This is a genomic window from Bradyrhizobium ingae, assembly GCF_055791185.1.
On the sequence record NZ_JBVUBB010000006.1, the window covers coordinates 293,608 to 306,584 of the forward strand.

Annotated in this window: 12 protein-coding genes and 1 tRNA gene; 4 read left to right on the forward strand and 9 right to left on the reverse strand. The window is 65.0% G+C overall.

Features of this window, described 5'->3' with window-relative positions; all coding sequences use genetic code 11:
- Nucleotides 1-103 precede the first annotated feature (103 nt).
- The 8 genes from flbD to ACV1FX_RS12505 form a co-directional block, all read right to left on the reverse strand.
- On the reverse strand, nt 104-1,489 hold the full coding sequence (gene flbD, locus ACV1FX_RS12470; protein ID WP_473117847.1) for a sigma-54-dependent transcriptional regulator FlbD: 1,386 nt from the start codon (nt 1,487-1,489) through the stop codon (nt 104-106).
- A gap of 47 nt (nt 1,490-1,536) precedes the next feature.
- Nucleotides 1,537-1,887, reverse strand: coding sequence for a flagellar motor switch protein FliN (gene fliN, locus ACV1FX_RS12475; RefSeq protein ID WP_449377945.1), 351 nt, complete (start codon nt 1,885-1,887; stop codon nt 1,537-1,539).
- A gap of 3 nt (nt 1,888-1,890) precedes the next feature.
- The gene (locus tag ACV1FX_RS12480; RefSeq protein ID WP_473117848.1) at nt 1,891-2,511 is read right to left on the reverse strand and encodes a FliH/SctL family protein; all 621 of its coding nucleotides are present in this window, start codon (nt 2,509-2,511) and stop codon (nt 1,891-1,893) included.
- The gene (gene fliG, locus ACV1FX_RS12485; protein WP_473117849.1) at nt 2,511-3,605 is read right to left on the reverse strand and encodes a flagellar motor switch protein FliG; all 1,095 of its coding nucleotides are present in this window, start codon (nt 3,603-3,605) and stop codon (nt 2,511-2,513) included. Before fliG ends, ACV1FX_RS12480 begins: the two co-directional genes overlap by 1 nt.
- An 18-nt stretch (nt 3,606-3,623) precedes the next feature.
- Nucleotides 3,624-5,246, reverse strand: coding sequence for a flagellar basal-body MS-ring/collar protein FliF (gene fliF / locus ACV1FX_RS12490; protein WP_473117850.1), 1,623 nt, complete (start codon nt 5,244-5,246; stop codon nt 3,624-3,626).
- A gap of 178 nt (nt 5,247-5,424) precedes the next feature.
- Complete coding sequence (gene sciP, locus ACV1FX_RS12495) at nt 5,425-5,700, reverse strand: CtrA inhibitor SciP (protein WP_002714638.1); 276 nt, start codon at nt 5,698-5,700, stop codon at nt 5,425-5,427.
- 277 nt (nt 5,701-5,977) lie between these two features.
- Entirely contained in the window at nt 5,978-6,694 is a 717-nt protein-coding gene (locus tag ACV1FX_RS12500; RefSeq protein WP_473117851.1) for a flagellar hook assembly protein FlgD, read from the reverse strand.
- 14 nt (nt 6,695-6,708) lie between these two features.
- A complete protein-coding gene (locus tag ACV1FX_RS12505; protein WP_473117908.1) occupies nt 6,709-8,313 on the reverse strand; it encodes a flagellar hook-length control protein FliK in 1,605 nt (534 codons plus the stop codon).
- A gap of 365 nt (nt 8,314-8,678) precedes the next feature.
- Here ACV1FX_RS12505 and mnmA point away from each other — a divergent pair, with 365 nt between their 5' ends.
- From mnmA to ACV1FX_RS12525, 4 genes are all read left to right on the forward strand, one after another.
- Entirely contained in the window at nt 8,679-9,860 is a 1,182-nt protein-coding gene (gene mnmA / locus ACV1FX_RS12510; protein ID WP_473117852.1) for a tRNA 2-thiouridine(34) synthase MnmA, read from the forward strand.
- A gap of 21 nt (nt 9,861-9,881) precedes the next feature.
- Nucleotides 9,882-10,520 carry a class I SAM-dependent methyltransferase gene (locus ACV1FX_RS12515; protein WP_254098142.1) on the forward strand — a complete coding sequence of 213 codons (639 nt, stop codon included), beginning with the start codon at nt 9,882-9,884 and terminating at the stop codon, nt 10,518-10,520.
- 46 nt (nt 10,521-10,566) lie between these two features.
- Complete coding sequence (locus ACV1FX_RS12520; protein ID WP_473117853.1) at nt 10,567-10,932, forward strand: hypothetical protein; 366 nt, start codon at nt 10,567-10,569, stop codon at nt 10,930-10,932.
- 204 nt (nt 10,933-11,136) lie between these two features.
- Nucleotides 11,137-11,213, forward strand: a tRNA-Met gene (locus ACV1FX_RS12525).
- Here ACV1FX_RS12525 and ACV1FX_RS12530 read toward each other — a convergent pair.
- Nucleotides 11,170-12,804: a recombinase family protein gene (locus ACV1FX_RS12530; protein WP_473117909.1), complete on the reverse strand. Its 1,635-nt coding sequence runs from the start codon at nt 12,802-12,804 to the stop codon at nt 11,170-11,172. The genes ACV1FX_RS12525 and ACV1FX_RS12530 overlap by 44 nt on opposite strands.
- Nucleotides 12,805-12,977: the final 173 nt, after the last annotated feature.

Sequence of the window (12,977 nt, forward strand, 5' to 3'; positions counted from 1 at the left end):
AGGACGACACTGCGCGCGTGGCGCGCGGGTTGCCTTGCACCCAAAAGAAAATGCCCGGGACTGGCCCGGGCATTCACATCCTTCGATCGTCGTTGGAGTCCCCTCACGCCCCCATCGCCGGCATCCGCGGATACTCGCCCGGCGTGCCCGCCGGCGGGATCGGGAGGCCGCCGTCGGCATATTCGTTGAGCTTGTTGCGCAGCGTGCGGATCGAGATGCCCAGAATGTTGGCGGCATGGGTCCGGTTGCCGAGGCAATGCTTCAGCGTTTCCAGGATCAAATCGCGCTCGACGTCGGCGACGGTGCGTCCGACCAGCGCCCGCGTCACCTGCTCGGCCGCCATCGTGGCGTGTGCCACCGCCGGCGCGGTTCTGGCGACATCGAGGCGGTCGCCGTCCGGCGTGATGATGGCGTCGGCGCCGATCTCGTCGCCCTGCGCCATTAGCACCGCGCGGTGCATGGTGTTCTCGAGCTCGCGGACGTTGCCCTGCCAGCGGTTGGTCGAGAGCACCCGGCGCGCTTCCGCCGAAATCGGGCGCAGCGGCACGCCATTGGCCTCGGCATATTTCTTCACGAAATGCTGGGCCAGTTCGAGGATGTCGGCGGGACGCTCGCGCAGCGGCGGGATTTTCAGGTTGACGACGTTGAGGCGGAACAGCAGATCCTCGCGGAAGGTGCCTTCGCGCACGGCCTCGGCCAGGTTGCGGTTCGAGGTCGCGATGATGCGGATGTCGACGGGGACGGGCTTGGTGCCGCCGACGCGGTCGATCACGCGCTCCTGGATCGCGCGTAGCAGCTTCGATTGCAGGCGGACGTCCATCTCGGAGATTTCGTCGAGCAGCAGCGTGCCGCCGGTCGCCTCCTCGAACTTGCCGATGCGGCGGGCGACCGCACCGGTGAAGGCGCCCTTCTCGTGACCGAACAGCTCGGATTCCAGGAGATGCTCGGGGATCGCGGCGCAGTTGATGGAAATGAAGGGGCGTTTGGCACGGGCCGATCGCGTATGGACGTAGCGCGCGAGCACCTCCTTGCCAGTGCCGGATTCACCGGTGATCATCACCGAGGCGTCCGAGCCCGCGATCTGCTGGGCGAGCTTGACCACGCGCGCCATGGCGTCGTCGCGATAGATCAGCTCGCGGGAATCGTTGGCGACCGCGGCGAGCACGGCGGCGATCAGCTCCGGATCCGGCGGCAGCGGGATGTATTCCTTGGCGCCGGCGTGGATCGCGGCGACCGCCGCGCGGGCGTCGTTGGTGATGCCGCAGGCGACAATGGGAGCGTGGATGTGCTCGGCTTCCAGCCGCATCACGAGGTCGCGGATGTCGAGGGCGACGTCGACCAGCAGCAGGTCGGCGCCCTTGCCGCCGCGCAGCACGCGCATCGCCTGCTCGTGGTCCTCGGCGTGGGTCACGGTGGCGCCGTTCTCCATCGCGATCTTGGTGGCGGTGGTGAGCTGGCCCTTCAGTGTGCCAACGATGAGAAGCCGCATGTCAGTCTCCTGTCCGTCTGTTCGCGCTGCCGCGCGTCATTCCCTGATTAGCTGCGTTCGGTCCGGATGATCTCGGTCATGGTCACGCCGAGCTTGTCCTCGACCAGCACCACTTCGCCGCGGGCGACGAGGCGGTTGTTGACGTAGATGTCGATGGCCTCGCCGACGCGCCGGTCGAGCTCGAGCACGGTGCCGGGACCGAGCTTCAACAGCTCGCCGACGTCCATCTTGGAGCGGCCGAGCACGGCCGAGACCTGCACCGGCACGTCGAACACGGCCTCGAGGTCGGCGGCGACGCGGGCCGCGTATTCGTCCTCGTTGTAGCCGACATCGGTACCGGTCGGCGGCATCGGGCCGTTGAGGTCGGGAAGCGGGACCTGCCCGTCGGTGTCGCTCATGGCTTAGTTCCCCTTGCGGGACGCGATATAGCGTCCGACGAGTTCATCGATCTTGCCGAGAATGGCACCGCGCTCGAGCACGACACCGCCGTCGGCCCATTCGATCCGGCAGTCGCCGGTCGCAATCTCCGGCTCGGCCAGGATCACCAGCCGGCCCTCGAAGCCGCTCTGCTTGGCGAGCCGCTCGATCCGCTCGCGTGCGCTCTCGTAGAGCGCGTCGTTGATGCGGACGACCAGGTGCGGCGTCGCGACCAGGTGCGAGAAGCAGTCCTTGACCAGCGCGACAATCTCGCCGAGCGGCTCGGCGGCGATCAGGTCGGCGCACAGCTTGCGCGCCACCGCGACCGCGACGTCGACCGCCTCGGTCTCCATCCTGGCCTCGATATTGCCGATGCCCGAGGCGATGCCCCTGACCGAGATGTTGATCTCCTCCATGGCGAGCGCGACGCGGCGGTCGCTCTCGGCCTTGGCCTCGCGCTGTCCAGCGTCGAAACCGGCCTGGTAGGCGCGCGCCTCGGCGGCCGCGATCTTCTGCGCGATCTCGGCTGCGCTCGCTGCCTTCTCGCGCGTCCGGTCGGGCGCTGAGAAGTCGTTGTCGAACAGGAATTTCGCGGGCGCCGCCATCAGTACACCAATTCGTCGTCAGCGCGGTTCTTGGTCAGCATGATCTCGCCCTTGGCCGCGAGATCCTTGGCGAGGTTGACGAGCAGCGCCTGCGCCTCGTCGACGTCGCGCAGGCGGACTGGCCCCATCGCCGCCATGTCGTCCTGGAGCATCTTGGCGGCGCGCGAGGACATGTTGCCGAAGAAGAAGTTGCGGACGTCCTCGTTGGCGCTCTTCAGTGCGACGGCGAGCTTGTCCTTGTCGACATTGCGCATCAACGTCTGCGCGGAACCGGAGTCCAGCTTGACGAGGTCGTCGAAGGTGAACATCAGGGCCTTGATGCGCTCGGCCGATTCCCGGTTCTCCTCTTCCAGCGAGGTGATGAAGCGGGTTTCGGTCTGGCGGTCGAAATTGTTGAAGATTTCCGCCATCACCTCGTGGGCGTCGCGGCGGCGGGTCTGCGACAGGTTCGACATGAATTCGACGCGAAGCGTCTTCTCCACGCTCTCGATGACCTCCTTCTGCACCGCCTCCATCTTCAGCATGCGGTTGACGACGTCGAGCGCGAGCTCCTCGGGGAGGATGCCGAGGACGCGCGCGGCGTGCTCCGGCTTGAGCTTCGAGAGCACCACCGCGATGGTCTGCGGGTATTCGTTCTTCAGGTAGTTGGCGAGCACCTCTTCCTGCACGTTGGAGAGCTTCTCCCACATGTTGCGGCCCGCAGGGCCGCGGATCTCGTCCATGATGCCGTTGACGCGCTCCGGCGCCAGGTATTGCTGCAGCAGCCGCTCGGTGGCGTCGAAATTGCCCATCAGCGCGCCGGATGCCGACATGCGCGAGACGAATTCGAGCAGCATGTCCTCGACCGTGTCGACCTCGACCGTGCCGAGGGTGGACATCTCCAGGGAAAGCTGGCGTACCTCCTCGTCGTCGAGCAGCGACCAGATCTTGCCACCATATTGCTCGCCGAGCGCCAGCATCAGGATTGCGGCGCGCTTCGGTCCTGCCAGCGCCTCGGACTTGCCGTCCTTGGCTCGGTTACCGGCGCGCTGTGCGAGCGTCGAGATCACGCTGGTGATGTCGTTCGAGTTGGCGTTTTGCAAGGAGGCGGCCATGTCAGTTCACTTCTCGAATCATTTCGCCGGTTCGCTCAGCCATTGGCGGATGATGGCGACGGTTTCATTGGGGTTGCGCTCGGCGAGCTCGCCGACGCGATGAACGGACTGGGCGTGGACCTGGCCCTGGATGGTGGCGACGTCGATCGCGCTCGTGGTGGCGTTGCCGCTCGGAACCAGCGCGTGGCCGCCGCCCGAGGCGGAAGCGGATTCGTTGGTCAGCGCAGGGGCGCTCAGCGCGCTGGTCAAGGCCGCGACCTCGTCGGAGGCAAGGATCCGCTTCACCAGCGGGCGGATCACCATGAACATCACGACGAGGCCGAGCAGCATCATCACGCCGAGCTCGACGAAGTACATTACGTCGTCCTTGGTGAACTGGAGCGCGCCAAGGAAGCCCGATGGTTCGGCGATCGGGGCGGTCGAGGGCGCGTCGGCAAAGCGCAGGTTGACGACCTCGACCTGGTCGCCGCGCTTCTGGTCGAAGCCGATCGCCGAGCGCACCAGCGCGGCGATGCGGTCGAGCTGCTCCTTGGTGCGGTCCGTGTAGGCGAGCTCGCCCTTGTCGTTCTTGGTGTAGATGCCGTCGACCAGCACCGCGACGGAGATGCGGTTGACCCGGCCGGCCTCGGTCACCTCGGTCTTGGTGGTGCGGGAAATCTCGTAATTGTTGGTTTCTTCGGTCTTCTTGCTCTGGTCCTTGGCGACCACGCCGCTGCCCTGCTGGTTGCCGGGGAGCTCGTTGTTGACGGTGACCTGGCCGTTGTTGTCGGCGGTCATGCTCTGCTCTTCGCGAGTCTGGCTCGAACGCAGCACGCGGCCTTCGGGATCGAACTTGTCCGAAGTCTGGGTGATCTTGTTGAAGTCGAAGTCGGCGGAGAGCTGCACCCGGGCGCGGCCCGAGCCGACCACCGAGGAGACGATATCCTCGACCTGCTTGCGCATCCGCTTCTCGAAGGCGATGCGCCGCTCGTCGCCGACCGCCTGCTCCGGATCGGTCGCAGCACCGTCGGCGAGCAGTTGGCCGGCCTCGTCGACGATCGAGACGCGCTGCGGCTTCAGCCCGTTGACGGCGGAGGCGACGAGATGGCGGATGGCGCGGATCTGCTGCGCTTCGAGCGAGCCGCGGACTCGCACCACGATCGAGGCCGACGGCTCCGGCGCCTCGCGCGAGAACAGCGGGCGCTCCGGCAGGACGAGGTGGACGCGCGCGGCCTGGATGCGGTCGATGGCACGGATGGTGCGGGCGAGCTCACCCTCCAGCGCGCGCAGATGATTGATGTTCTGGACGAAGCTGGTGGTGCCGAGCGCGTCAGACTTGTCGAACACCTCGTAGCCGACGCCGCCGCCCTTGGGCAGGCCGCCTTCGGCAAGCTTCATGCGCAGCCGCGTGACCTTGTCCTTGGGCACCATGATGATGGTGCCTTCATTGCGCAGCTCGAACTGGATGCCCTGGCGTTCCAGGTCTTTGATAATGCTGGAGGAATCTTCGACGCTGAGGTCGGTGAACAGCGTCGTCATCTGCGGCGTGGTCACGCGCATGATGACGAAGGCGAAGAAGCCGATGAGCGCGGCAGTGACCGCGATCATCGCCCCGAACCGGGCGGCGCCGATACCTTTCAGGAAGTCCAACAGACCTTGCAAGCAATCGCCCCGCCAGATTCGGCCTGCAACTGGCAAGCCGACTGGGCAATTATTGCCTAGGGGATGGTTTCGATATGGTTAACGAAGATTAAGAGGTGGGACAAAAGTCGTGACATGAAAAAAATCGGCCTCGCAGAGCGAGGCCGATTTGCGTCAAATTGGCGAATTTCCAGATCGCTTACTGGCGATACTGCTGGATGCGCGTAGTGCGCAGTCCGGCCAGACCATGCTGGTCAATGGAAAACTGCCAGGAGAGGAATTCGTCGACCGTCAGGGTGTAACGGCTGCAGGCTTCCTCGAGGGAAAGGAGGCCTCCTCGAACGGCGGCAACGACTTCAGCCTTGCGTCGGATGACCCAGCGTTTGGTCCCCGGTGCAGGCAGGTCCGCGATCGTCAAAGGGCTGCCGTCCGGCCCGATGACGTATTTCACCCTCGGGCGATGGGGTTCTGTCATGGCGTACTCACAAACTCTCAACCACTGAACTCACGCCGTAACCCTACGCCGGTCGGCTTAAAAATTGGCTAAGCCTAAGGGTTCAATACAATTCTCGTTGAAAATGGCTGGAACAGGATCGGCCCGGCAGGCTGAAAACACGTTTTCAGCCCGCCAAGCGAGGACTTCGTAAATACTTTACTAACAAACGAGGCCCGCGCACGGTGTCGCAAAGCCCCTCGACGCCGTCCTGGCGAACGCCAGGATGACACCGAGTGTGTGGCGATCGCGCGCGGCTTTAGTTGCTGCTGGTCGCGACGATGCTCTTCACCTGGCTCAACGTGTAGCTGTCGCCGTCGATCGTCAGCAGCGGCGGCGACTGCGTCAGGTCGACCGAAGACACCGTGCCCTGGACCTGCGCGGCAACGCCGACATTGTTGCCCGAAGCGTCCTTGCCGGTCGCCGAGATCGTGTACTTGCCGTCCGGCCATTGCGTGCCGTCATTGCCCTGGCCGTTCCAGGTGAAGGGAATGTCGGAGCCGGCACCGGCGGTGTATTTGCCGGTGAACACGGTCTGGCCGCTGGAATTGGCGATTGAAATATCGACCGTGGCGCTGGAGGGCACGTTGAGGTGCCAGGTCGCCGACGAGCTCGTCATGGTCGCGGTGGTACCGTCGACCACGGCGGTCTTGCCGACGAAGCCCAGCGCCTGCGTTGCCTGCGTGGTCTGCTGCAGGGTGACGAGCTGGGACAGCGAATCGTTGGTCTTGAGCTGCTGTTCGACGCCGGCGAACTGCACCAGCTGCTGGGTGAACTGGTTGGTGTCGAGCGGATCGAGCGGGTTCTGGTTCTGCAGCTGCGTCGTCAGCAGCGTCAAGAAGGTCTGGAAGTTGCCGGCGAGCGTCGTTCCCGTGGTCGAGCTCAGGCTCGAGCTCGACGAGGAGGACGATGATGACGACGTCTGCGTCGTACCAGAGACGACGGAAGGGGCGGTGGCGGCATTCGTGGTGGTCATTAAGCGAATACTCCTCACACTCTGATATCGACGCCGCTGCTCGATCCGAGCATGCGGCCGTAGCCGCGTCCTACTGGCGCGGCCTGAACAGTGTCCTCGTCGCTGATGATCAGCCGGCGGGCATTGCTGCCGTTGTCGTTGTTGCTGCTCGAGTTCTGACCGGATGAATTCTGGTCGCGCAGGCTGAACGACAGGCCGTTGCTGCCGGTTTTCAGGCCGGCATCGTCCAGCGCGCGCTGCAATTGCGGCGCATCCTGCCGCAGCATCGAGAGCGTCTCCGGCTTCTCGACGGTGAGATGCGAAGTGACCTGGCCGTTGCGGTCGACGTTGATGCGCACGTCGATGCGGCCGAGGTCGACGGGATCGAGGCTGACATCGAACTGCGTCTTGCCGCTGCGCGCGGCCGCGGCGATCGTGACAGGCAGGCCGCTGATCGGCACGGCGGTCGCGGTGGCCGCAGTTGCGGTCAGGGTGGCCGTCGATGCGCCCGCGACCGAGGTCGTCGTGGTCTGCGGAGCCTGCACCGCGGCGGCGGCCTGGGAGCTGGTGTCCGTTGTGCTCGTCAGCGCCTGAGTGCTGGCCGTGTGATCATGCGTCGATGCCGTGGAGGGGGCCGCCGGAGCGGTCTTGTCCGATACGTCGGCCTTGGCCTCGGCCGTACCGCCCTCGATCTGCGGCTTGGCGGCCTGTGGATGTGCAGCCGTGGTGGCGGTTGCGTTTGCCGTTGCCTGGTTGGCTGTCGTGCCGGTCGAACTCGTCTTGCTCGTATCCTGCCCGAGATCGGAAACGTCGGTGTTCTGCTGCGTGGTGGCCGCCGCCTTGAACGAGGTCTTGGGCGTCGCCTGGGCCACAGCGGCGGTCAGCGCGCCCTCAGTTTTTGGATCGGTCGGCGAAGCCTCGGTCGTGGCGGCCGCATCCGTCAGCGCGGCCTTGGCGGCAGTGGCGGCATCAGCGGTCGCCGAGGTCTTGTCGCCCGTTGCGGCGGTCTTGATCGACGGCGCGGTGATCTGCGCTGCGGTCGAGGCACTCGCGGCGATGCCGGCGGCTGCGATCGCCAGTGGCGAGTTTGAATTGCTGGCAGCCTGGCTTGCGGCCGCATTGGGATCGACCGGCACGATCGGGGCGGGGACAACGATGGCGTTCGTATCCGGCGTTGCGCCGGGCGCTGCGGCTGCCTGCGTTGGATCGGCCTGAATGGCCGCGGCGAGACCGTCGGTATCTTCAGTCTTGTCGCCCTTGCTGTCGTCGGATTTTTCGGTCGACTTCGTGGAGGCGTCCGACTTACCTTTGGTCTTGTCGGTCGCCTTGGCGGGATCGGTCGGCGTGTCGGTCGTCGCAGACGTCGAGCTGTCGGTCGAATCCGTCGATTTGCTCTGTGACGAGGAATCCGTCGACGAGGTGTCGCGTGGGCCCTTGTCGGAGGAGGACGAGGACGCGTTGTCGGTGCGGCGCGGTGCGGAATCCGAGGTCTGGCCAGGCGTACTGCTGGCAGCCGCCGTGTTGCTGTCGACGAGCGCGCCGAACTGGTCGTCCGCCGTCGGTCCCTGCGAGCGGGCAGGTTTCGGCGGTGCGGTCTGGACCGACACGCTTGCAGCTACATCTGACGTCACGCTGACCACGGACACGCCCCTTGCAATGAACTCGGGACAGGAGGTGAGCAAGGAGCGGGCCAGTCAGGCCAAAAGATGTTTTGTATATTAAAATCAATTACTTGGTTGATATCGAGGGCGCCGGAAAAGGCCTCGGAGATACGGCCCATTTCTGCCTCCCGGCAAGAATTGCCCTAAGCGGGTAGCGAAGGCCTCCCCTGCGATTGCTTCGCGGGAATACGGCCTATATTAAAGACTAGCTCTCAGCCGCTTTCGACCGGGCAAGTCGGATCTCGTGGAACTATTTCCGTTCCCTGAGACCGCCCCTTTCCCAGCCGGTAAACGCGGGGCCAGCGGAACACTTCCGAAGCAAGTCGCATTCAGCAGCCGGAACCATGCGCAACAGTCTGGATCTCGAAGGCCGTCCGCAGGACACCAGGGTCGTCGTCGCCATGTCGGGCGGCGTCGACTCCTCGACGACGGCTGCGCTGCTGAAGGCTGAAGGCTACGACGTCGTCGGCATTACGCTCCAGCTCTACGACCATGGCGCGGCGACCCACCGCAAGGGCGCCTGCTGTGCTGGGCAGGATATTCACGACGCGCGCGACGTCGCCGCCAAGCTCGGCATTCCCCATTACGTGCTCGACTACGAGGACCGTTTTCGCGAGTCCGTTATCGACAATTTTGCCGACAGCTACGCGCTCGGCGAAACGCCGGTGCCGTGCATCGAGTGCAACCGCTCCGTCAAGTTCCGCGATCTGCTGAAGACCGCGCGCGAGCTTGGTGCGGTCGCGCTTGCCACCGGCCATTACGTCTCCTCGCGCGGCCTCGCCGACGGCTCGCGCGCGCTGGTTTGCGCCGCAGATAGCGAGCGCGACCAGAGCTACTTCCTGTTCGCGACCACGCGCGAGCAGCTCGACTATTTGCGCTTTCCGCTCGGCGACATGACCAAGACCGAGACGCGCGAGCTTGCCCGCCGCTTTGGCCTCAGCGTGGCCGACAAGCACGACAGCCAGGACATCTGCTTCGTTCCGACCGGGCGCTACACCGACATCATCACCCGGCTGCGCCCCAACGCGATGGAGCCCGGCGACATCGTCGATCTCGACGGCCGCGTCATCGGCCAGCATCACGGCATCGCCAATTTCACCGTCGGCCAGCGCCGGGGCTTAGGCATCGCCTCCGGCTCGCCGCTCTACGTGGTGCGGCTCGAGGCCGCGACCCGCCGTGTCGTGGTCGGCCCGCGCGATGCCTTGAAGATGCACCGTATCGTGCTGCGCGACGTCAACTGGATCGGCGATGGCGATATCGATCGCACCATCGGCAATGGCCTCGAGATGTTCGTGCGCGTGCGCTCGACCCGCGCGCCGCAGCCGGCATGGCTGCGCGGCGGCAACGGCCATTACGAGGTCGAACTGGTTGCGGGCGAAGAGGGCGTCTCGCCGGGTCAGGCCTGCGTATTCTACGACGCGCCATCGGGGCAGGCGCGCGTGCTCGGCGGCGGCTTCATCCAGAGCGCGGCCGCGAAGGTCGCAAGCGATGCGGCGCGGCCGCTCGCGGAAGCGGTGCGCGGCTAGAATTTTTACAGGGCAGGGGGCATGGCAGCAGATATCTCGCGCGCCGGGGTCGAGAAGGCCTACGGCCGCTGGGCGCCGGTTTACGATCTCGTGTTCGGCAAGGTGTTCGACGCGGGACGCCAGTCGACCATCGCGGAGGCCGACAAGATCGGCGGCCGTATCCTCGACGTCGGCGTCGGCACCGGCCTGTCGCTGTCGGACTATTCACGCTCGACGAAAATCTGTGGCGTCGACATTTCCGAGCCGATGCTGCGCAAGGCGCAGGCGCGCGTGCGCGCGGAAAAGCTCGGCAATGTCGAGGTGCTCAGCGTGATGGATGCGAAGAATCTCGCATTCCCCAGTTCCTTCTTCGACGCTGTGGTCGCGCAATATGTCATCACCGCGGTGCCCGATCCCGAAGGCACGCTCGACGAATTCGTGCGTGTGCTGAAACCCGGCGGCGAGCTCATCCTCGTCAATCATATCGGTGCCGAGAGCGGACCGCGAAAACTGTTCGAGCTCGCCTTTGCACCGCTCGCGCGCCGCCTTGGCTGGCGCCCCGAGTTTCCCTGGGACCGTCTCGTCAACTGGCAGAAGCGCCACGGCGGCATCACGCTCGCCGAACGGCGCCCGATGCCGCCGATGGGGCACTTTTCGCTGATCCGCTACCGCAAATCGTGAACGCAGCTGGCTGGAACACGTGCCCGCCGGGGCGCGTTTCCACCCCATGCGCACGATACCGAAACTCATCCTTGCTGGCCTCGTGATCGCTGCCTCAGGCAGCGCGATCGCGCAGGCTCCGCCCAGTCCGACGACGCCGCCCCAGGCGACTGCGCCGCCGCCTCCGCAGCGTGCCAGCGACTGCACACCGACCCAGACGGATCGCCCGCGCGGCACGGTGACGCCGAATGGCTCGACCACCGGCCAGGCCCGGGAACCTCTCGGCGACAAGCTAGCACAATCCGACGGCGTGCTCTGCCCGCCCACAGGCGTCGATCCCGAAATGCGCGCCCCGGCGCCGGATGTCGGCAAAACCCCGGTGATCCCGCCGCCCGGCAGCCCCGGCGGCGATCCTACGATCCGGCCGAAATAGGCCCGGTTCCTTTTCTTCGCTTCTCCCCGCGTGCGGGGAGAGCAAAACGCGCACGGGCCGCGAATTTAAGGTGAGGCGGACCCTCGTCCGAGTCTGGCGCCGAAAAGGGCGCCCCTGGCGGCCACCTTGCTTGACAGCCCGCCGCCCCCTTCCTTATATGCCGCGCGTTCGCGAGATCGGCCGTTTCGGCCCCGCGAGCCCTGTGGCGGGGTAGCTCAGCTGGTTAGAGCACGGGAATCATAATCCTGGGGTCGGGGGTTCGAGTCCCTCCCCCGCTACCAACAAATCCACCCCCCTAGAACGTCTAGAGAACGGCGACGGAATTGACAGCAATTCGTCGAGACGCCCCTTGATCTCAATTTCGAGCTTTTCGCTGTTCGCCGGCGCGGTGATGACCACGGCCGACACGAGCCGGCGAACAGACTCGCCCAACTCGTCGCAATCCCTAAGATCGGGGCGGGGCAAGAGGCTTGCCAGTTCCTCGACATCCCTGCGGTAGCGCTCCAGGGCGGCCGGGTGCAGTGTGATCACGTTTTTACTCGCTTCGATTGAGGCGAGCTTGCCCTCGATCTCGTCCCGCTCAGCCTTGAGCCGGTTCATCACCGGCGCCAGCGGCGCCGGATCGACGCCATGCTTAATGATAGCCTCGCTCGCCCTATTCAATTCGCGGTCGATCTCGCCCTTGCGCTTTTCTAGTTTGCCGCGCTCGTTGCCTGCGTCCCGCGCAAGTCGCTTGCGTTCCTCATTATAGGCCTTGACGTACTCGACGAGATAGACCGGCTCGGCCAACTCGCGGGAAAGCCGATCAAGCGCCAGATGCTCGACATCCTCGCGCTTCACCTTGCGTCCGTTGGTGCATCGGCCACTCTCGCGGAACGCCGAACATTGCAGTCGAGCTGTTCCCTTTTTTTCGCCGGCAGCGGTCATGCCGCTGCCGCAGTATCCGCAGCGAAGCAAACCGGTCAGCATGCGCCGCCGCTTGTTCGGGCGCGGTGCGTGCTCGCCGCTCGGCTCGGGCCGGTTCGCGATCTTGCGCGCCTGGGCAGCCTTCCAAAGATCATCGCCGATGATCCGCAAGTGCGGCGCCTCGGCGACGCGCCATTGATCCGGCGGGTTAGGTCGCGAGATGCGCTTCTTCGTCGTCGGGTCCTTGATCATGCGGACCTTATTCCACACGATCCGGCCGATATAGATTTCGTTCAACAGCAGCCCATGCCCGCGCTGCATATTGCCGTTGATCGTCGAGGCGTTCCAGCCCGCGCCTCGCGGTGGGACGATCGCGGCGTTGTTAAGGTCGTGCGCGATGTCGCGCGGCGACTTGCCAGCGACGTATTCAGCGAAGATGCGCCGCACGATTTCGGCCTCGGCCTCCACGATCTCCAACTCACCAGCCTTGCCGGGGATGGCGCGATAACCATAAGCCCGCCCGCCAGCGTGGCGGCCGTCTCTAATAACACCCTCCATGCCGCGCCGGGTGTGCACAACGAGGTTTTCGATAAACACCTCGCCCATAAGGGCTCGCAACGATCCGCTTAGCTTGGTAACGTGCCCATCGCTCGCGGTGTGAATCTTGATGCCGAGGAAGTCGAGCTTTTCACTCGCATTGTGATAGTCCGCCTGATTGCGAAACAGGCGATCCATATCCTCGCCGAGGATGACATCGAAAGCCCGCGCCTCGGCCGCACGCATCATAGCTTGGAAGCCAGGCCTGTTGACTGCGCCCGCGCCCGAAACCTTGCGATCCTCGAAAATGGTAACAACGGCCATGCCTTCACGCGAGGCAATCTCGCGTAGCATGGCAATTTGGTCCTCGATCGAGCGATCTTTTTGACGGTCGGAGGAGTATCGGGCGTAAATGGCGGCGCGGATCATGGCTCTACTCTGATCGCGGTTTGGGACGCGTGACGGGCGATCTCGGCCTCATGATCCTCGCGCGCGTGCCTTTTGGCAAGCGCCCGGACGATAGCGAGAAAATCGTCATGGGGCGCGGATACACGTGCAGCGCCGATCGCGCGCGCGATCGTGTGATCCGAACGTTTCTTGGA

Coding starts and splice junctions, on each gene's coding strand:
- flbD (WP_473117847.1), bottom strand. CDS start 1,489: ATGCGGCTTCTCATCGTTGGCACACTGAAGGGCCAGCTCACCACCGCC.
- fliN (WP_449377945.1), bottom strand. CDS start 1,887: ATGAGCGACACCGACGGGCAGGTCCCGCTTCCCGACCTCAACGGCCCG.
- ACV1FX_RS12480 (WP_473117848.1), bottom strand. CDS start 2,511: ATGGCGGCGCCCGCGAAATTCCTGTTCGACAACGACTTCTCAGCGCCC.
- fliG (WP_473117849.1), bottom strand. CDS start 3,605: ATGGCCGCCTCCTTGCAAAACGCCAACTCGAACGACATCACCAGCGTG.
- sciP (WP_002714638.1), bottom strand. CDS start 5,700: ATGACAGAACCCCATCGCCCGAGGGTGAAATACGTCATCGGGCCGGAC.
- ACV1FX_RS12500 (WP_473117851.1), bottom strand. CDS start 6,694: ATGACCACCACGAATGCCGCCACCGCCCCTTCCGTCGTCTCTGGTACG.
- mnmA (WP_473117852.1), top strand. CDS start 8,679: ATGCGCAACAGTCTGGATCTCGAAGGCCGTCCGCAGGACACCAGGGTC.
- ACV1FX_RS12515 (WP_254098142.1), top strand. CDS start 9,882: ATGGCAGCAGATATCTCGCGCGCCGGGGTCGAGAAGGCCTACGGCCGC.
- ACV1FX_RS12520 (WP_473117853.1), top strand. CDS start 10,567: ATGCGCACGATACCGAAACTCATCCTTGCTGGCCTCGTGATCGCTGCC.
- ACV1FX_RS12530 (WP_473117909.1), bottom strand. CDS start 12,804: ATGATCCGCGCCGCCATTTACGCCCGATACTCCTCCGACCGTCAAAAA.